This is a genomic window from Alphaproteobacteria bacterium (genome assembly GCA_039980135.1).
Lineage (GTDB): Bacteria > Pseudomonadota > Alphaproteobacteria > UBA6615 > UBA6615 > UBA8079.
In genome coordinates, this window is sequence record JBDXCV010000010.1 from 21,636 (window position 1) to 39,231 (window position 17,596).

Here is a 17,596-nt window from a genome sequence, read left to right on the forward strand (position 1 = left end):
GTAAGTCTCTATAGTCCCGCCGATCGGTCGGGACGTAGCGCAGTCTGGTAGCGCATCACACTGGGGGTGTGGGGGTCGCAGGTTCGAATCCTGCCGTCCCGACCAATTGTCTCACATCGCTGGTTTGGCAATGATCGGCTGGTCGCATTCCCGCTTGTCAGTTGAACCGCCTTGGAATCTGTGGCGCCGACAAATTGACGAGACGGCGTCGCGCGAACGGAATCGGAAGTATGACGACGACGTCCCTTGGCATCGATCCCGAAGACCCCGTCGGCGGCGTTGAAACCGAAGTCGATCGTCAACGGATGCACGGCGAACTCGTGCACGAGTTTTCCCGTCGTCAGGGGATTGGCGCGGCGGCAACCATCGGTGTGACATTGGTGGTGTCGGCTGTCCTCTGGAGACATCTCTCCGTCGATATTCTGCTTGGTTGGACGATCGCACAGATCATTCTGGCCACCGCGAACTGGATGCGCTGGCGCCCGTTTACCGACCGCGCGGTTCTCGACCGTAAAACGCCCCCGACGAACATCGAGGCGATCGTCTGGCGATTTACCTCGGGTCTCCTGTGGGGCGCGCTGGCGTTCGTGGTGTACATAACCCTTCCGGCGCCTTTTGAGACCTTTGTTTTCTTAGTCATTGCCGGTATGGCGGCGGGAGGAACGGCAACGCTTTCCGCCCTGCGCCCGGCAGGAACGGCTTATGTTCTAGGCGTCCTGCTGCCCAACACGGCGGCGTTTGCGTCGCTGGGGACGACCACGGATTTGGCACTGGCGTCGGTCTCACTGCTGTACATGGTCGCGATGATTGGTGCCGTTGGAATCAACAACAAGGCCATTCGCGCGGTGATCACCGAACGATTCCGGAACGCGAAGATGCGCCGGGATTTCCAGTCGGAACGTGATACCTGGCTCGAGATTTCCAATACGACGGAAGCATTCTCGATGTTTGACAAGGACGACCGGCTTTTGGCCTGGAACACACAATATGCCGACCTGATGCGGATACCCGCGACCTTGCTGAAGCGCGGCACCGCGCGCACCGAATTGATCAAGGCGGGACGGCAACCCAGGTCGGTCGAAACCGGCGAACGAAAAATCGATGATTGGATCACCCAGAACACCCGCCTCGCGGCGGACTGGAACGTGGACGAATATGAGGGTGATGTCTGGATTCGCCGTCGGGTGACAATCACGCGGGGTGGTCAGTCGGCGGTGAGTTTCGTTGATGTCAGCGAGTTGAAGCGCGCCGAACAGGCCCGAATCGAGAGCGAGGGTCGTTTTCGCGCGATCGTCGAGAACCTACCTGGCGGCATCGTCCTGAAGGACCGCGACATGCGGATTCGGCTGGCGGTGGGACCGGTATACGACCAAGTGCATGGCCTGACGGGGGACGAACGTGTCGGGAAAAGTATCTTCGATCTTGTCGATCCGGAAAACGCCGCGCAGGTGGATCGGCTCGACAGGCATGTCCTGGCCACCGGGGAAATGACCGAGGGCCTTCAGAGGTTTCCCGGTGCCGACGGGACTGAACTCGAGCTGTGGAATATCCGATTTCCGATCAAGGATGAGCATGGCGATATTTCGGGTGTTGGCTGCCTGACCCAGGACGTGACCGAACAGCGGCGTGTGGAATCCCAGCTGCAACAATCGCAGAAGATGGAGATGGTCGGGCAGCTTACCGGTGGCATTGCACATGATTTCAACAATCTTCTGACGGTCGTTTTCGGGAACGCCTCGCTGCTTGCGGATCATGTTGCGGACGATCCGGTCGCCGGGACACTGCTGCGCAATCTTCTGCGCGCTGCCGAGCGGGGCGGGGATCTCACCCAACGGCTGCTCGCATTCTCGCGGCGCCAGAACCTGCAACCTGTTGTCGTCGATGTCCGGGAAACCATCGCCGACGTGTTTGCTCTTCTTGAGCGCACGATAGAGGCCAGAGTCACGCTGGATTTGAAAGTTGCGGCGGATTTGCCCCCGGTGCTGATTGATCCGGTCCAGCTCGAAAGCGCGCTTGTGAATCTGGCGCTCAATTCACGCGATGCCATGCCGGATGGTGGCACCATCACCTTCGAGGCAAGCGAGACGGTTATCCGCGAGGGGCAGGGGGCGGGCGACACGCCATTGCCACCGGGGAGATATGTCGAGCTGTCGGTGCGCGACAATGGGCTGGGTATATCGTCAGAGAATACCGCGCATATCTTCGAGCCGTTCTTCACAACCAAGGAGACGGGCAAAGGCACCGGGCTCGGTCTGAGCATGGTTTATGGTTTCGCGCGCCAGTCCGGTGGTGATGTAACGGTTTCGAGCGTCGAGTGGGGCGGGACCACGATCACCCTGTATCTGCCCGTCGCCGTGCCGGACGACGCGATCGAGGATGATTTGTCCCGGACGGAAGAGATGTCGAACAGAGGGGGCGACGAGAGGATCTTCGTCATTGAAGATGACGAGGACGTTCTCGCATTTCTCGAGGCGAGCCTTGAATCCAAGGGCTATACCGTCGTGACGGCACGCCACGGGGTGGCGGCGTTTAACCAGTTGAACGCGGGTTTGGAGTTCGATCTTTTGTTGTCGGATGTCGTTTTGCCGAGAGGCGTGACGGGCCCGGAGGTGGCACGGCATGTCCGGGGCAGTCATCCGGACATGCCCGTGCTGTTTATGTCCGGTTATACGGGTGACGCGCTGGCGGGTTCCGGATGGCCGGAAATCGGCTACGATCTCATCCAGAAACCGTTTACCCGTGAGACGCTATTCGCCCGCGTTCGTGAATCACTCGATCGGGCGGGAGCGACCCGCAAACTGGAGGCCGAAACAGATGATTGATGCGGGGACCGCCAGGACGCGGGTGCTGGTTATCGATGATGATGATCTGGTGCGCGATACCGTGCAGGCAATTTTATTGAAGGATGGCTACGACGTGGAGGTCGCGAGCGATGGTCGCGAGCTTGAGAAACGGCTCGACGCGTCCGCTCCCGATGTCCTGATCACCGATATTTTCATGCCGCATATGGACGGCATCGAAGTCATTCGCAACGTTCGCGACCGATTTCCCGACATTCTGATATTGGCCATGTCGGGTCTCGGGCATGTCGAGAATGCGGAAGGCAAGCCCATGATGCTTGAAATGGCCAAGGGGCTGGGCGCGTCCGAGATCATCCGAAAGCCGTTCCGGCCGGATGAACTCCTGGGTGTCCTGAACGATCTGCTCCCGACCTCGTAGATTCGGGTCCGCCGTCCCGGCGCCCGGGTTCGATTCCTGCCTGCAGGCGCAATTTTCACCCGCGTTCTCAAGGTTTCGGCCGCGCCGGTTCGTTCGCCGCGACGGTTCGTTAACGTTTATGTGCGACCGTTCTGCCATGTGCGAAATGCGGAAAACTGCGCGATGAGTGAAAACCCGGTCGAGCTCCCGAAAACCGTGTCGTTCGAGCATGCGTTTTTCCGGACGTTCGAGAACACGCATTTCCGCCTGTCCGACCCGCCGGAGGAACGCCCGGTGCTGGTTGGCGACATGGGTGACCAGGATGTGACCCTGACGCTGACGGGTGTCGCGCGGGAATTCCACATCGACAAGAACAGCGCCGACGGCATCATGCTGGATGTAGTGGCGCGGAGCCTGGAGTTCGTCTCGGCGATAAAGCCGGGCGATGCCGTGCCCGTCGAGGTTCTCACCGGCGACGCCTCATGGGACCCGGAAGCGGTCCATGAGGAACGCGCGCGCCGGCGGATCAATCTGGCGATCGTGACATGGCATGAAGGCGGCGCGCCGGCCATTCTCGACGTCAAGGAGATCGACGCGGCCTACGAGGCCGCGAATGCGGAGTCCAAACGCGACGGCGCGATCGCGGCATTGAATGAGAAAATCGAGATCGAAGGCGATCCGACCGAACTGGTGGATGGCCTGATCGCCGAGTTTGCGTTCATCGAATCCATGCGCGACAAGCATCTGGCCATCTGCCGGGTGAAAGCCGTGGTCACCGCGATCCGGAAGATGCACGCCAAGGAAATGAGCGTATCGGGCGAGTTTGAGCCGGTAATGCGGCTACTGCCCATCCCGGTGAAGACGCTCCACGAAATTCTGGGCGACGTGGATGCGCGCTTGACCGACCTGGAGGCCCTGTTCGCGGATTTCGACGGTGCCTGCGCGTTCATCCGCAGTTCACGCAATGATCTGTACCGCCGCATGTCGGCCTGGGACGAACCCATCGAGTTCTGGGGCGGCATCGACCCGCGTCAGCCGGAGACATTCAACCTCGTCGAGCGGGTACGTGATCTGTATCGCTTCCTGGCGGCGCGCTACATGCCGGTCGATGAGTGGGTGCTGATGTTCTCGGAAGAAGACGATGCGCCCGACCTCAAATACGGCGGCGTGATGACCTGGTAGCGCCGGCGCGAACGGCACCGATCAGGATTTTGCTGTTTTGTTGATCTTCGCCGGTCGGGTCACCGACCTGTTCATCTCGCCCTTGATCAACTGTCGGAAAAACGGCTCCACACGGCGCAGCCGCGTCAGATACTCGTCTTTCTCGAACAACCGCTTTCGAACCAGTATGACAACTTCATCGCGGCGCGCCTGGCCGACTTCCGCGACGGCCTTTTCGAGGCGACGGTTCTGCAACTGCCGATCGGCGATCGCCTCGCACATCAACAATACCTGCGCCTCGAGGACGATTTCGTCGACGTTGGTCCAGGCGCGTTCTTCCTCGGGTATCTGGTCTTTCCATTCGGCCAATGCGGCCGCACACAGCTTGCGCAGTTCGGGGTCCGCAAGGTTCTCCGAGGGCGAGAAATCCTGTTCCTCCGGATCCGTTTCCGGGTCCATTTCCAGGTCCGGGGACGGATCGGGTGTCGTGTCTTGCGATGACATGCGCTGCAACCGTTTCAGCCTCTGCCCGCGTATTGACGCATGGGCATACTCACAGGCCGCAGGTTAACGGTTCGCGGTTTCCGAAAGGTTAGCGCCGCGATAGTCCGTCAACCGGCCAGCGCGATGCGCCCCTTGTCGGTGAGGCGGCAAACCAGCCAGTCGGGCTTGATCGGGTTGTCGAACCAGGGTTCGGCAAAGCCGTGACGGATGCAACTGCGGACCGTGCGGTCGCTTATTCTCTGACCGTCCCGGTCGAACAGGGGCAGTTTGCCGCCAGGTTGTTCGAGGCCGCGTGTCAGCCAGGCGCGCTGGGCGCCGCTCAGATTGCCGCGCGGTGCGGTCTTCCGGTCGCCGCGGGGACGATGGGGCTGTAGCGCGACGACATTGGTCTGCGCCGCGTTCCGGGCCGTGAAATTCTTGCTGACCGCCATAATCTTCCCCATCGGTGCAGCGCGTTCGCGTGGCTGCCGATGTGGCGGATCGTAGTGTACAATGTCGCCCACGCCAAGCATCCGTCCGGAAAGGCCCAAATGTCCGGAGAATCCCGGCCAAGTTCAGCCGCCAGCATGGTCTACGTGACTTGCGGTTCGGTTAACGAGGCGCGACAGATCGGTGAGACGGTCGTGCGCGCGCGGCTGGCGGCCTGTGCCAACATCATCGACGGCATGCACTCGATCTACTGGTGGGAAGGTGCGGTGGAGGACGGGTCGGAGACCGTCCTGATTTTGAAGACCGCCGCGGTGAACGTCCCGGCGCTGACCGCGCGCGTAAAGGCCCTGCACAGCTATGACGTGCCTTGCGTGGTCGAGATTCCGCTGGCGGGTGGCAATAGCGAATATTTCGACTGGATTGTGGCGGAAAGCACTGCGAACAGATCCTGAGATGCGCGGATCAAGTCCGCGCATGACGGTCTCTGGAAAACGCCGATGCCCGACACACATTCGTTATGGCCGGACTTGTTCCGGCCATCCACGTCGTTGTTTCATGTGAAGGTTTTCCGCAGGGCAGGGGGCCGTGGATGCCCGCAACAAGTGCGGGCATGACGGTCTTTGGGGGAAATCAATAACTCGAACGATTCAGGTCATACCCGGGCTTGACCCGGGTATTTCATCACGGACAATGCGGGATTCGCGAGACGGCAGCGTGTTTGCTATAACCGGGCCAAGCCATCACATTCACTGGATATGCGGGGGAAGACCCATGAACGACAAGGTTTGGAAGATATATCTGTCGGGGGAAATTCATTCCGACTGGCGCGAGCAGATCGAGAATGGTTGCGCCGAGGCGGGCCTGCCGGTCACCTTCGCCGCCCCGATCACCGAGCATGACGATTCCGACGATTGCGGCGTCGCGGTCTTCGGTCCCGAGCCGGACAAGTTCTGGCACGACCACAAGGGTGCGATGCTCAACTCCATCCGCACCGGCACGCTGATCGAGCAGGCCGACGTGGTCGTCGTGCGGTTCGGCGAGAAATACAAACAGTGGAACGCGGCCTTCGACGCCGGCTACGCGTCGGCGATGGGCAAGCCGATCATCACCCTGCACCCGCCCGAGCATGATCATGCGCTGAAGGAAGTGGATGCCGCAGCCAAGGGCGTGGCCCGCGAGCCGTTCCAGGTGGTCCAGGCGCTGGCCTACGCCATCAACGGCGGCATGCCCGGCCAGTGGTACAAGGCCGAGGCTGCGGAGTAGGTATTACGCTTCAGTAGATTGAGTTTAGGAAGCCGCGTCACCTCAGGGTGGCGCGGTCTTTAGTTTTTGATGGTGTTCCATCTGAACTGGGCGGGTTCGGATGTTGCGTGTCCAAAAGCATCGCATTTCTCCAAGCCTTCCCCGACTGTGAACCGATAGAACGTCCAGCCGTCCTCGAGGTTCTCGAAGCCGGCGAGCAGATATCGGTCGCCTGCGCTCTCTTCGAAAAGCTTTGCGCTTAGCCAAAGTCTTTCTGCGGTGGTGTCGTTCTTGAGGTTGCGGTCACCAAAGACCATGACTCTCAAACTTGCTCGGGAAACGATTAACTTCTGAAAATCATCGTCGATCTCCGAGTCAGTTCCCCACTCGCATTCCATCGCCAAAGGGATCGATACCAGATTCTCGCCGATGTATTTCAACCACACAGCGTCGAAGAGCCATTCGTTTCGGATACTGTTCATGCGTTGATACTTGGGCTTAAACCGCAATGCAGCAGCCCAGTAACCAGCTTCTTCGCCGTGCCGACAAATGTCGTGTGCGATTCTGGTTGTCCACGTAGGGTTGCCTTCGGCACCATGGCGATAATTCAACGCGCAGGTGCGTAAATCCTTGAATATCCTGCTTTCTATCTCGGGCGGCAGCATCGGTGTTGTCCTGTTGAAGCCTACTCCGCCGCCTTTTCTTGCGCGTAACTCAGCGCCTGATCCAGATCGGCGATGATGTCGTCGACCGTCTCCAGCCCGATCGACAGGCGGACCACGTCCGGGCCCGCGCCCGAGGCGATCTGCTGTTCCTCGGTGAGCTGGCGGTGGGTGGTCGAGGCCGGGTGGATGATCAGGGATCGCGTGTCGCCGAGATTGGCCAGATGGGACAGCAGCTCGACGCTCTCCACCGCGCGCACGCCCGCTTCATAGCCGCCCTTCAATCCAAACGTGAAGACCGAGCCGGGGCCCTTGGGCAGGTATTTCTTCGCCAACGCGTGATACGGGCTCGATTTGAGGCCCGCATAGGACACCCACGCCACGGCCGGGTGGCCTTCGAGAAACTCCGCGACCGCCTGGGCGTTCTGCAGGTGCCGGTCCATGCGCACGGGCAGGCTTTCGATGCCGGTCAGGATGTTGAACGCGTTCTGGGGGGCCAGGGTCGGGCCAAGATCGCGTAGCGCGACCGCCTTGGCCTTGGTCGAGAAACCGAAGTCGCCGAAGGTCTCGTAGAAGGTGAGGCCGTGATAGGCCGGGTCGGGCTCGGTCATCGACGGGAACTTGTCGTTCTGGGCCCAGTCGAAATGCCCGCTCTCGACCACCACGCCGCCCATGGACGTGCCGTGGCCGCCGAGGAACTTGGTCATCGAGTGGATTGAAATATCCGCGCCCCATTCGAACGGGCGGCAGAGATAGGGCGTCGCCATCGTGTTGTCGACGATCAGCGGGATGCCGGCCTCCCTGGCGATCTCGGCGATCGGCTCCAGGTCGACGATGATGCCGCCCGGGTTGGCCAGCACCTCGAGGAAGATCGCCTTGGTCTTCTCGTCGATGGCGTTGCGGAAATTTTCCGGATCGGCCGGGTCGACGAAATTCACATGCCAGTCGAACTTCTTGAAGGTGTGCGAGAACTGCGTAACCGAGCCGCCGTAGAGATTGCGCGAGGCGACGAAATTGTCGCCCGGGTTCATCAGCACGAACATCGCCAGCATCTGGGCCGCATGCCCGCTGGCACACGCGACGGCACCGCGCCCGTCTTCCAGCGCCGCGACCTTTTCCTCAAGGGCCGACACCGTCGGGTTGGTCAGTCGCGAATAGATGTAGCCGAAGGTCTGCAGGTTGAAGAGCGAAGCCGCGTGGTCGGCATCGTCGAACACATAGGCCGTCGTCTGATAGATCGGCACATTGCGCGCGCCGGTCTTCTCGTCGGGTGAGGCCCCGGCGTGGATGGCCAGGGTCTCGAAGCCGGGCGGGCGCATGTCGTTGCGGTTGTCGGTCATTTTGATGTCCTTCGCCTTTTCGGTTCGTCGTTCCCGCGAAGGCGGGAACCCATAAACTCAGGCATCTGCCCTGGCTTGCGTCCGCGTTTATGGATGCCCGCCTGCGCGGGCATGACGCATGTGTGAGTAATCCTCGTTCAGGCCCTGATCTGGCGCGAACGCCGCGAGGTGATCACCTTGGTGTTGATGCCGCTCCAGCCGAGTTCGCCGGTCAGGCGGCCGAACTCGATCTTCGGGCAGCGGTCCATGATCACGGTCATGCCCGCATCCTCGGCCTTCTTCGCCGCTTCGTCGTGACGCACGGTCAGCTGCATCCAGATGACCTTCGCGCCCACCTCGATCGCCTCATCGACCACCGGCGGCACCCGGTCGGAGCGCTGGAAGATATCGACCATGTCGATCGGCACCGGGATGTCCTTGAGGCTCGCATAGACCTCCTCGCCGAGCAGGGTCTCGCCCGCGGCGCGCGGGTTCACGGGGATCACCCGGTAGCCCTTTTCCTGGAGATATTTCATCGCGAAGTAGCTGGGACGGTTCCAGTTGGTGCTGGCGCCGACCATGGCGATGACGTCCGTATCGCGCAGCACACGGCGGATCTGCCAGTCGGGATAGTACAAATCGCTCATGTGTCTTTTCCTAGGCCGCCGCCTGCAGGCGGGGCAATTCGATGGCGGGGCAGCGGTCCATGATCACGGTGGCACCGGCCGCCTCGGCCTTGGCCGCGGCCTCCTCGTTGATGACTTTCAGCTGCATCCAGATGTAGGGCACGCCCAGTTCGATCGCCTCGTCGACGACGGGGACGACCTTCCATGGCAGGCGGAAGATATCGACCATATCGACCTTCTCCGGCAGGTCGAGGATCGAGCCATAGACCTTCTCGCCGTGGATTTCCTGGCCCAGCGCGTCCGGGTTCACCGGGTAGACCTTGTAACCTTCGTTCTGCAGGTAGCGCATGACGCGCCAGCTGGCCCGGGTTTCGCCGCGCGGGCTTGCGCCGACCATGCCGATGGTCTTTACCTCATCGAACAGGTTTCGCAGCACATCGTCGGAATAGGAAAAGTCGCTCATCTCTTAGTCATCCTCTGAACCTGGATCGTGGCGCGGGCCCTGGTCCCATTCGGGATCGCGCTTCTCGATGAACGCATCGATGCCCTCGGCGGCGTCCCGGTCCATCATGTTGCGCGCCATTTCCTCGCCCGCAAACGCATAGGCATCCGTAATGCCCATCTCGAGCTGGCGATAGAACGCCTGTTTGCCGAGTGCCAGCGCATGGGCGCTCTTGCGCGCGAGCTTGGCGGCCAGTTCGGCCACCTCTTCGTCGAGCGTTTCTTCGGGCACCGCTCGGTTGATCAGGCCGATCTCGGCCGCGCGCGGGGCTTCGAGGAAATCGCCGGTCAGCAGCAGATCCATCGCGTGCTTGCGGGGCAGGGCGCGGCCGACTGCCACGCCGGGGGTGGAGCAGAACAGGCCGACATTGATGCCCGACGTCGCGAGCCTGGACGTATCGGCCGCGACCGCCAGGTCGCAGGTCGCGACCAGCTGGCAGCCCGCCGCCGTCGCCAGCCCGCGCACCTTGGCGATGACCGGCTGGGGCAGGCGCAAGACCGACTGCATCATCGTCGAACAGGTCGCAAACAACGCCTGCTGATATTCGAGGCTGTAATTCGCACGCATCTGTTTGAGATTGTGCCCGGCGCAGAACGCACGGCCGTTGCCGGTAAGCACGACCACGCGCACGCTTCGGTTCGCGGCGATATTATCCAGTTCGGCCTGCAGGGCCGCGAGCATGCCTTCCGACAAGGCGTTGAGTTTGTCAGGCCGGTTCAGGGTCAGGCAGGTCACGCCGTCTGCACCATCATTGTCGGTGCGTTGGACGAAGGGACCGGCGTCTGCGGGTCTTTTTTCGATCGTTTGCGTGTCGCTCATGGCGGGTCCGTTGCGGGTTGTGTGCGGAACATGGGCCGGTTCGCAATCGAAGGCAATGTGCCTCCCGGACCGGGTTTGTTCAAGAGTCTGTCAGGTGTTAGGTATTATAATACCGCTCTCGTAAGCCTATGCAGTAAAACACATAATTTGGTTTGACATCCCCAATCCGGTGCCATAGAACCCTGACGCCGCTGCCCGAACCATTGTGGTTCCGGTGGCGGCATCTCGTTCGCGGCAAATGACACGCCGAAGCGCACGAGACAGAGATATCAGGAGAAGGTGGCCAGCGCCATGAAGACATATTCAGCGAAACCCAGCGAGGTTGAAGCCAAGTGGTGGATCATCGATGCCGAAGGCGTCGTGCTCGGCCGTATGGCATCGATCATCGCGATGCGCCTGCGCGGCAAGCATAAGCCGATGTACACGCCGAACATCGATTGTGGCGACCATGTCGTCGTGATCAATGCCGACAAGGTCCGGCTGACCGGCAACAAGCGCGAAGACAAGACCTATTACTGGCACACCGGCTATCCGGGCGGCATCAAGGCGCGCACGGCCGAGAAGTATCTCGACAGCCCGCAATCCGATGTGGTCGTCCGCAAGGCGATCGAGCGGATGCTGCCGAAGACCAAGATGGGTCGCGAGCAATATCGCAAGCTCAAAGTTTACGCCGGGGCCGAACACCCCCATGAGGCCCAGCAGCCTCAGGTGCTCGATCTCGCTTCCATGAACGACAAAAACAAGAGGGGTGGCGCGGCATGACCGACGAAACCCAGAACACCAAAGAAACCGCCGCGGGCGATACCGCTATTGCAGCTGCCGCCGCAGCACTCGCCGAGGCCACGGGCCAGGTTCAGGTCGAGCCCAAGATCGACGAGCAGGGCCGCACCTATGCGACCGGCAAGCGTAAGGATGCGGTTGCCCGCGTCTGGATCAAGCCGGGCTCGGGTCAGCTCACGGTCAATGGCCGTTCGGGCGAAGTGTATTTCGCCCGCCCGGTGCTGCGGATGGTTCTGTCCCAGCCGTTCCAGGTTACCGACCGGCTCGGCCAGTACGACATCGTTTGCACGGTGACCGGCGGCGGGCTTTCGGGCCAGGCCGGCGCCGTACGCCACGGTATCTCCAAGGCGCTGATGCTGCGCGAACCTGAACTGCGGCCGATCCTCAAGAAGGTCGGCATGCTCACCCGTGACAGCCGCGTCGTCGAGCGTAAGAAATACGGTCGCGCCAAAGCCCGACGCAGCTTCCAGTTCTCGAAGCGCTAGGCGCAACGTTCTCGGAAAAGTTTACGGCGTCCCCGTTCCCGGGGGCGCCGTTTTCTTTGGTGGGTGGTGTGGCCGCTTTCAGTCTTCCCAAAGCACGGTCTGAGGATGGAACTGCGACCAGGCGAACCAGAATGCTTCGTGACTTCCCAGATCATCGCCGTTCGCATCGACGGCCTTGATGCCGCCCGCCTCCAGATGCAGGCGGACATTCTCGAAGGCGATCTCGTCACCGCTTTTCAATGCCACGAGTGCCCGGCTGCGCTGGAACGCCACTGGTTTTCCCGAAGCCGTCAGCACGCCGATGATGTCCTCATGCACCGGCAAACGGGGATCGACATTGCCGATCGGGAAGATGGGGCCGTCGGCATCCCGGCCATTGCGGAAGTCGGGGTCGCGACCGAGCGCGTATTTTTCAAGCAGAACGGTCGTCTCGGGGTGTCGTTTCTTCCACCTGCCCCAGTCGGTGGTCACGACGCTGGCCTGCGGGAGTTTGACACCCTTCTCGGCAAGCGGCCCGGTCACCGCGGTGCCGAGAAACGTGTCGAACACGGAGAATGTATTGACGTCGTACATCACCTTGTTGGACCGGATGAGCAGGCCGGACGTGCGCAGGACCGGGCGTTCGATGCCGCCGGGCAGCCGGTCGGTGAAATAGGCCTGCGCCGATCCGCACAAGGTGCAGTACGGAATTCCCAGATCGCGCCCTCCCAAGGTGTCGTTGACCATTTCGCGTACTTCCATGATTCGCCGCGGGTAGGCCCGAAACGCGCCGTTCACCCCGATACCGAAAACGATATCCTCGTCCTTGAGCCACGTGGCGTCTTCAGCACTGCTCGTTTCGGGGTTGTCTGCTGCGGGAATGCAATTGCACGATTTGAGGGTCTCGTTGTAGGCGCGATCGTCGATCAGCACGCCGCCCCATGAGACGTGCCGCCAGTCGATATCGCCGGGCACGAAGATTTTATCCCAGCCCGGGACAAGGGTCGTGAATATGGCGCGCTTGAAGCGCAAATAGTCCGGGGGTGCCGGGATATCCCAGGCAATGAGATGGTCGGTGACGACGCCCCAATGGTTGCTGGTTGGCGGCGCGATGCCCAGTAACCGCGAGGCCGCTTCGGCAAGATCAGAATTCAACTGGCGACTGGGTGCAAACCGCATCAGGTCCGCGATGAGCCATGCGATCCGTGGGTCATTGGCCTCGATGATTTCGTCCAGGGCGTTGATCTGCGCTTCCTGCCAGCTTGTTCGTTCCATGCTTTCGACAAAGGCGACCGTCACGGCCGATTGAAGCGCTTCGGACAGCGCACCTTCCGGTACCGCGGGAGGCGTGCCGAAATCCTCGATTACATAGTCCGGTAATGATGGCTTTTCCTGTGCGCGCAAAGCGTTGACCGGGAGCAGTGCAAGCGTGGCGAGGGTTATAATCAGGAAAATGCGGGATGGGACGTTACGAGCCGACGCCATGGCTGAACCTTTCACGGGCTTGTTCGTGTCGCGGACGTGCGAGCCTTAACCGAGGAACCTAACGAACTCTATTGTGATGTTTTGGGTGACGAAAGCCCGCGTTGCCAGTCACGACTGCATGAGAATCCGGTGACAAATTGTGACGGAATATTCTCGGACATGGCGCGGTGTTACGCTTCGCATGACGGTCCCGAAGGTGTGGAGCTTCCGATTTTGACGATATGATATCGCTATACCCGGGTGCAGACAGGAAACGAACAGATGACCGATGCCACCGATCAGAACAAAAAGGCTGCGATGGACTTCTATGACCTGATGTTCAACCAGGGCAAGCCGCGCGAGGCGGTCGAGATTTATGTCGGCGACGACTACATCCAGCACAATACGGAGGTCGGAGACGGCAAGGAGGCCTTCATCGACTATTTCGAGCGGATGCGCGAGGAATATCCGGGCAAACAGGTGCACTTCAAGCGCGCGCTGGCCGAGGGCGACTTGGTCGTCCTTCACTGTCATCAGGTATGGCCCGGCGACCAGGAATATGCCGGGATCGATATCTTCCGGTTCGATGAAGCCGGAAAGGTCGTCGAGCATTGGGACGTGTTGCAGATTATTCCCGCAACCTCCGCCAACCCGAACGGCATGTTCTAGTTCGCATTTGCGCGTATTTCGGTATAAGTCCGACACGCTTAATCAGGTGCAACATGACCACGCAAGTTTTCATCGATGGCGAGGTCGGGACGACCGGCCTGCAGATCAACGAACGGCTCTCGCCGCGCGACGACATTTCGCTCATCCATCTGGGCGAGGATGCGCGCAAGGATGCTGCGGCCCGTCGGGACGCGCTCAATGCGGCCGACGTGGCGATCCTGTGCCTGCCCGACGATGCCGCGCGCGAGGCCGTGGCCATGGTCGAGGGCGACACGGTGGTGATCGACGCCTCGACCGCACACCGGGCGATTGACGGCTGGGCCTATGGGTTCCCCGAGTATGACAAGAACCATCGCGACGTGATGCGCGCGTCCACACGGATCAGCAACCCCGGCTGTTACGCGATTACGTCTGTGGCCATGCTGCATCCGCTGGTCGCGGCGGGACTGGTGCCGGCGGACTATCCCGTCTCGATCAATGCCGTGTCGGGCTATTCCGGCGGCGGCAAGTCGCTGATCGCCGCGTTCGAGGACCCGGGCGCGGACAACCATACGGATTCGGTCGTCTACAGCTATGCGCTGGGGCTGCAGCACAAGCATGTGCCGGAGATCCAGCGCTGGTCGGGCCTGGGCCACGCGCCGCTGTTTGTACCGAGTGTGGCCCGATACCGGCAGGGGATGCTGGTCCAGGTGCCCCTGGCGCTCTGGCATCTTCCGGCTACGCCGACGGCGGGTGACCTGCACGCGGTGCTGTCGGATCACTATGCGGGCGAGCGGTTTGTCACGGTGGCCCCTCTGGATGAAGATGTGACCACGCTTGATCCCGAAGCGTTGAACCACACCAACGAATTGTGCCTCCATGTGCTCCATAACGACCGGACGGGGCAGGCCGTGGTTGCAGGGGTGATCGATAATCTGGGAAAAGGGGCATCCGGACAGGCCGTCCAGACGCTGAACCTGCTGATTGGCGCCGGAGAAGGCAAAGGGCTTTAAAACCAACAAGACCTCATGCTGAGCTTGTCGAAGCATGAGACGGCACCCGCACCCTTTGGCAGGCTAAGGGTGCCTGAAACGAGCGAATGCAAAGGAATGCAAGCATGACCAACCCCGTGAAACCCTATCTCGGCGTTACGCCGACCATCGCCGACGACGTGTTCATCGCCGACAACGCCGCCGTCATCGGGGACGTACATATCGGCGCCGGGTCGGGCGTCTGGTACTCATGCGTCCTGCGTGGCGATGGCGCGCCGATCCGCATTGGCGAACGGGTCAACATCCAGGACGGCACCGTGATCCATGTGAACGGACCGCGCGCGGACGGCACGGCCGAGATGCCGACCCATATCGGCGACGACATCACCATTGGTCATTCGGCGTTGATCCACGCCTGCACGCTCCAGTCGGGCTGCTTCATCGGCATGCGCTCGGTGATCCTCGACGGCGCGGTCGTCGAGACAGGTGCGATGGTTGCGGCCGGCGCGGTGGTCTCGCCGGGCAAGGTCGTGAAGGCGGGTGAGCTGTGGGCGGGCATCCCGGCCAAACCCTTGCGCGAGCTGCGCCAGGCGGAGCTCGATTTCTGGCCGGAATCCGTCGCGACTTACTGCGAACTGGCCCAGAACCACATCAAGTCCGGCAACGGCGCGAAGTAGGTCACACCTGCACGGGCGGGTCGCAGACCCGCCCCTACGTTCTTATTCGCTCGCTGTCGGGACGGGTTTCTAACCCGCCAGGCAAAACCAAGCCCGCGCCTACGTTCTTATTCGCTCGCTGTAGGGGCGGGTTTCTAACCAGCCCGAACCGATCCAAGAACCGTCATGCCCGGACTTGATCCGGGCATCTCAGCGGCGTGTGGTGCTATTTCTCTTCCGTGTCGAGACGCAGGCTCGCGTAGCTGCCCGGCGCGGCCTCGATCACCTTGAGCTTCTGATCGCCCGGGGCGCGGGCGTCGACCTGGCCGCCGGCATTCTTGGCCAGCCATTTGCGCCATTCGGGCCACCATGAGCCGGGATTTTCCTTGGCGCTCTCGAACCATTTGTCCGGGTCGGCCGGGTTCTTGGCCGCCGTCCAGTAGCCGTATTTCTCGACCGTCGGCGGGTTGACCACGCCGGCGATATGGCCCGAGCCCGCGAGGCAGAACTTCACCGGGCCCTTGTAGATCTGCGTGGCCGCATAGGTCGATTTCCACGGTGCGATATGGTCTTCCTTGGTCGACAGCATGAAGACCGGCAGGTCGATTTTTGACAAATCGATCGGCACCCCGTTGAGCTCGACACCGCCAGGCTCGATCAGCTTGTTCTCCTGATACATTTTGCGCAGGTAGAAGCTGTGCATCTCGGCCGGCATACGCGTCGAGTCCGAGTTCCAATAGAGCAAATCGAACGGGAAGGGCTCCTTGCCGAGGAGATAATTGTTCACCACGAAGGACCAGATCAGGTCGTTCGCACGCAGCATGTTGAAGGTGCTCGCCATGGACGCGCCTTCGAGCACGCCGCCTTCTTCCTCCATCTTGTCCTCGAGGGAATCGAGCTGTTCCTCGTCGATGAATACGCCCAGCTCGCCGGGTTCGGTGAAGTCGGTCAGCGCGGTAAAGAAGGTGGCCGTGGTAAAGCGCTTGTCCTTCTTTGCCGCCATGTAGGCGAGCGTGCTGGCGATCAGGGTGCCGCCAAGGCAATAGCCGATGACGTTGGTCTCTTTCTCGCCGGTGGCGGCCTCGATGGCGTCGAGGGCCGCGAGCGGGCCTTCGAGCATGTAGTCCTCGAAGGATTTCTTCGCAAGCTTGCTGTCGGGGTTGACCCAGGAAACGACGAACACGGTCAGCCCCTGATGGATACACCAGCTGATGAACGAGTTCTTCGGCTGCAAATCGAGAATGTAATATTTGTTGATCCAGGGCGGGATGATCAGCAGCGGTCGTTTGTCCACCTTCTCGGTTGTCGGCTCATACTGGATAAGCTGCATCAGGTCGTTCTGATAGACGACCTTGCCCGGTGTGACCGCGATGTTCTCGCCCAGGGTGAAGGCCGTCTCGTCGGTCTGGCGGATGCGCAGCTGCCCGTCGCCGCGCTCCATGTCCTCAAGCAGATTCTCGAGGCCCTTGACCAGGTTTTCACCGCCGGAATCCACCGTGGCGCGGATGACTTCCGGGTTGGTCATCAGAAAATTGGTCGGCGCCAGGGCATCGACGAACTGGCGGGTATAGAAATCGACCTTCTTGGCGGTCTTGTCGTCGAGGCCCTCGACGTCGCGTACGGTGTTGGTCAGCCAGCGCGACGACAGCAGGTAGGACTGCTTGATGTAGTCGAAAACGACGCTTTCATCCCATTCGGAATCGCGGAACCTGCGATCTTCGCGTTCCGGCGTATGTTCGGGATCGACCTCCGCGCCCATCATCTTCTGGGTCGTGCTCTGCCACAGGCTCATATAGTCCTGCCAGAGTTGGAACTGGGCCTGCATCAGATGCGCGGGATTGGCCATCATGCGCTGGGTCAGCTCGATGAAGGCGGATCCCACATTCATCGGATCTGCCATCCCCATGTTGCTGGATTGGTTCGACATGAAGGCCTTCACGAGCGTTTGGCTGCGCTCCGCGATCTTGGCCATCGAGTCGGCAAGGGCTTCGGGATCCGACGGTTGTTTGCCGGCATTGTCTGCATTCTGTTGATCCGCCATCCGCCAATCCTCTATAACTTCAAAGCTTTTTGCGTTTCGCAGTCATTGTGAAACGCTTGATCCAACGCAGTTGGACGGGGTAAATGATT

Annotated in this window: 19 protein-coding genes and 1 tRNA gene; 11 read left to right on the top strand and 9 right to left on the bottom strand. The window is 61.0% G+C overall.

Features of this window, described 5'->3' with window-relative positions:
* Positions 1 to 28 precede the first annotated feature (28 nt).
* The 4 genes from ABJ363_14440 (at position 29) to ABJ363_14455 (ending at position 4,380) form a co-directional block, all read left to right on the top strand.
* Positions 29 to 105: transfer RNA gene (locus ABJ363_14440), tRNA-Pro, on the top strand.
* 125 nt (positions 106 to 230) lie between these two features.
* Positions 231 to 2,822 (top strand): ATP-binding protein, encoded by a 2,592-nt coding sequence (locus ABJ363_14445; GenBank protein ID MEP4380196.1) that lies wholly within the window; start codon positions 231 to 233, stop codon positions 2,820 to 2,822.
* Positions 2,815 to 3,219, top strand: a complete 405-nt coding sequence (locus tag ABJ363_14450) for a response regulator (protein ID MEP4380197.1) — start codon at positions 2,815 to 2,817, stop codon at positions 3,217 to 3,219. The genes ABJ363_14445 and ABJ363_14450 overlap by 8 nt, the downstream gene beginning before the upstream one ends.
* A 162-nt stretch (positions 3,220 to 3,381) precedes the next feature.
* Positions 3,382 to 4,380 (top strand): hypothetical protein, encoded by a 999-nt coding sequence (locus ABJ363_14455; protein ID MEP4380198.1) that lies wholly within the window; start codon positions 3,382 to 3,384, stop codon positions 4,378 to 4,380.
* Positions 4,381 to 4,401: 21 nt separating this feature from the next.
* Here the strand turns inward: ABJ363_14455 and ABJ363_14460 are convergent, their stop codons facing one another.
* Both ABJ363_14460 and ABJ363_14465 read right to left on the bottom strand, forming a co-directional pair.
* A complete protein-coding gene (locus tag ABJ363_14460) occupies positions 4,402 to 4,863 on the bottom strand; it encodes a hypothetical protein (protein MEP4380199.1) in 462 nt (153 codons plus the stop codon).
* Positions 4,864 to 4,970: 107 nt separating this feature from the next.
* Complete coding sequence (locus tag ABJ363_14465) at positions 4,971 to 5,186, bottom strand: hypothetical protein (GenBank protein ID MEP4380200.1); 216 nt, start codon at positions 5,184 to 5,186, stop codon at positions 4,971 to 4,973.
* 207 nt (positions 5,187 to 5,393) lie between these two features.
* Between ABJ363_14465 and cutA the strand changes: the two genes are divergently transcribed.
* Both cutA and ABJ363_14475 read left to right on the top strand, forming a co-directional pair.
* On the top strand, positions 5,394 to 5,744 hold the full coding sequence (gene cutA, locus ABJ363_14470; protein MEP4380201.1) for a divalent-cation tolerance protein CutA: 351 nt from the start codon (positions 5,394 to 5,396) through the stop codon (positions 5,742 to 5,744).
* Positions 5,745 to 6,063: 319 nt separating this feature from the next.
* A complete protein-coding gene (locus ABJ363_14475) occupies positions 6,064 to 6,555 on the top strand; it encodes a YtoQ family protein (GenBank protein ID MEP4380202.1) in 492 nt (163 codons plus the stop codon).
* Between the two features lie 59 nt (positions 6,556 to 6,614).
* On the opposite strand, the gene ABJ363_14480 is transcribed toward ABJ363_14475, so the two are convergent.
* The 5 genes from ABJ363_14480 to ABJ363_14500 all read right to left on the bottom strand — a co-directional run bounded on the left by ABJ363_14480 (position 6,615) and on the right by ABJ363_14500 (position 10,462).
* On the bottom strand, positions 6,615 to 7,199 hold the full coding sequence (locus ABJ363_14480; protein ID MEP4380203.1) for a hypothetical protein: 585 nt from the start codon (positions 7,197 to 7,199) through the stop codon (positions 6,615 to 6,617).
* A gap of 20 nt (positions 7,200 to 7,219) precedes the next feature.
* Positions 7,220 to 8,536: an O-acetylhomoserine aminocarboxypropyltransferase gene (locus ABJ363_14485; GenBank protein MEP4380204.1), complete on the bottom strand. Its 1,317-nt coding sequence runs from the start codon at positions 8,534 to 8,536 to the stop codon at positions 7,220 to 7,222.
* A gap of 137 nt (positions 8,537 to 8,673) precedes the next feature.
* Entirely contained in the window at positions 8,674 to 9,162 is a 489-nt protein-coding gene (locus ABJ363_14490; protein ID MEP4380205.1) for a CoA-binding protein, read from the bottom strand.
* Positions 9,163 to 9,172: 10 nt separating this feature from the next.
* The gene (locus ABJ363_14495; GenBank protein ID MEP4380206.1) at positions 9,173 to 9,604 is read right to left on the bottom strand and encodes a CoA-binding protein; all 432 of its coding nucleotides are present in this window, start codon (positions 9,602 to 9,604) and stop codon (positions 9,173 to 9,175) included.
* Between the two features lie 3 nt (positions 9,605 to 9,607).
* Positions 9,608 to 10,462, bottom strand: a complete 855-nt coding sequence (locus ABJ363_14500) for an enoyl-CoA hydratase (GenBank protein ID MEP4380207.1) — start codon at positions 10,460 to 10,462, stop codon at positions 9,608 to 9,610.
* Positions 10,463 to 10,753: 291 nt separating this feature from the next.
* On the opposite strand from ABJ363_14500, the gene rplM reads away from it, so the two are divergent.
* The gene (rplM, locus tag ABJ363_14505) at positions 10,754 to 11,224 is read left to right on the top strand and encodes a 50S ribosomal protein L13 (GenBank protein ID MEP4380208.1); all 471 of its coding nucleotides are present in this window, start codon (positions 10,754 to 10,756) and stop codon (positions 11,222 to 11,224) included.
* Complete coding sequence (gene rpsI / locus ABJ363_14510) at positions 11,221 to 11,727, top strand: 30S ribosomal protein S9 (GenBank protein ID MEP4380209.1); 507 nt, start codon at positions 11,221 to 11,223, stop codon at positions 11,725 to 11,727. Before rplM ends, rpsI begins: the two co-directional genes overlap by 4 nt.
* A gap of 78 nt (positions 11,728 to 11,805) precedes the next feature.
* Here rpsI and ABJ363_14515 read toward each other — a convergent pair whose 3' ends face one another.
* Positions 11,806 to 13,191, bottom strand: a complete 1,386-nt coding sequence (locus ABJ363_14515; protein MEP4380210.1) for a DUF3179 domain-containing (seleno)protein — start codon at positions 13,189 to 13,191, stop codon at positions 11,806 to 11,808.
* Between the two features lie 261 nt (positions 13,192 to 13,452).
* Between ABJ363_14515 and ABJ363_14520 the strand changes: the two genes are divergently transcribed.
* The 3 genes from ABJ363_14520 to ABJ363_14530 all read left to right on the top strand — a co-directional run bounded on the left by ABJ363_14520 (position 13,453) and on the right by ABJ363_14530 (position 15,487).
* Positions 13,453 to 13,839: an ester cyclase gene (locus ABJ363_14520; GenBank protein MEP4380211.1), complete on the top strand. Its 387-nt coding sequence runs from the start codon at positions 13,453 to 13,455 to the stop codon at positions 13,837 to 13,839.
* A 53-nt stretch (positions 13,840 to 13,892) separates the two neighbouring features.
* Entirely contained in the window at positions 13,893 to 14,831 is a 939-nt protein-coding gene (argC, locus tag ABJ363_14525) for an N-acetyl-gamma-glutamyl-phosphate reductase (GenBank protein MEP4380212.1), read from the top strand.
* Between the two features lie 104 nt (positions 14,832 to 14,935).
* On the top strand, positions 14,936 to 15,487 hold the full coding sequence (locus tag ABJ363_14530; GenBank protein ID MEP4380213.1) for a gamma carbonic anhydrase family protein: 552 nt from the start codon (positions 14,936 to 14,938) through the stop codon (positions 15,485 to 15,487).
* Between the two features lie 205 nt (positions 15,488 to 15,692).
* On the opposite strand, the gene phaC is transcribed toward ABJ363_14530, so the two are convergent.
* On the bottom strand, positions 15,693 to 17,507 hold the full coding sequence (gene phaC / locus ABJ363_14535) for a class I poly(R)-hydroxyalkanoic acid synthase (protein ID MEP4380214.1): 1,815 nt from the start codon (positions 17,505 to 17,507) through the stop codon (positions 15,693 to 15,695).
* Between the last annotated feature and the right edge of the window lie 89 nt (positions 17,508 to 17,596).

Excerpts from the sequence above, each read along its gene's own strand:
- ABJ363_14445 (MEP4380196.1), top strand. The coding sequence starts at position 231 with ATGACGACGACGTCCCTTGGCATCGATCCCGAAGACCCCGTCGGCGGC.
- ABJ363_14450 (MEP4380197.1), top strand. The coding sequence starts at position 2,815 with ATGATTGATGCGGGGACCGCCAGGACGCGGGTGCTGGTTATCGATGAT.
- ABJ363_14455 (MEP4380198.1), top strand. The coding sequence starts at position 3,382 with ATGAGTGAAAACCCGGTCGAGCTCCCGAAAACCGTGTCGTTCGAGCAT.
- ABJ363_14460 (MEP4380199.1), bottom strand. The coding sequence starts at position 4,863 with ATGTCATCGCAAGACACGACACCCGATCCGTCCCCGGACCTGGAAATG.
- cutA (MEP4380201.1), top strand. The coding sequence starts at position 5,394 with ATGTCCGGAGAATCCCGGCCAAGTTCAGCCGCCAGCATGGTCTACGTG.
- ABJ363_14475 (MEP4380202.1), top strand. The coding sequence starts at position 6,064 with ATGAACGACAAGGTTTGGAAGATATATCTGTCGGGGGAAATTCATTCC.
- ABJ363_14480 (MEP4380203.1), bottom strand. The coding sequence starts at position 7,199 with ATGCTGCCGCCCGAGATAGAAAGCAGGATATTCAAGGATTTACGCACC.
- ABJ363_14485 (MEP4380204.1), bottom strand. The coding sequence starts at position 8,536 with ATGACCGACAACCGCAACGACATGCGCCCGCCCGGCTTCGAGACCCTG.
- ABJ363_14490 (MEP4380205.1), bottom strand. The coding sequence starts at position 9,162 with ATGAGCGATTTGTACTATCCCGACTGGCAGATCCGCCGTGTGCTGCGC.
- ABJ363_14495 (MEP4380206.1), bottom strand. The coding sequence starts at position 9,604 with ATGAGCGACTTTTCCTATTCCGACGATGTGCTGCGAAACCTGTTCGAT.
- ABJ363_14500 (MEP4380207.1), bottom strand. The coding sequence starts at position 10,462 with ATGAGCGACACGCAAACGATCGAAAAAAGACCCGCAGACGCCGGTCCC.
- rplM (MEP4380208.1), top strand. The coding sequence starts at position 10,754 with ATGAAGACATATTCAGCGAAACCCAGCGAGGTTGAAGCCAAGTGGTGG.
- rpsI (MEP4380209.1), top strand. The coding sequence starts at position 11,221 with ATGACCGACGAAACCCAGAACACCAAAGAAACCGCCGCGGGCGATACC.
- ABJ363_14515 (MEP4380210.1), bottom strand. The coding sequence starts at position 13,191 with ATGGCGTCGGCTCGTAACGTCCCATCCCGCATTTTCCTGATTATAACC.
- ABJ363_14520 (MEP4380211.1), top strand. The coding sequence starts at position 13,453 with ATGACCGATGCCACCGATCAGAACAAAAAGGCTGCGATGGACTTCTAT.
- argC (MEP4380212.1), top strand. The coding sequence starts at position 13,893 with ATGACCACGCAAGTTTTCATCGATGGCGAGGTCGGGACGACCGGCCTG.
- ABJ363_14530 (MEP4380213.1), top strand. The coding sequence starts at position 14,936 with ATGACCAACCCCGTGAAACCCTATCTCGGCGTTACGCCGACCATCGCC.
- phaC (MEP4380214.1), bottom strand. The coding sequence starts at position 17,507 with ATGGCGGATCAACAGAATGCAGACAATGCCGGCAAACAACCGTCGGAT.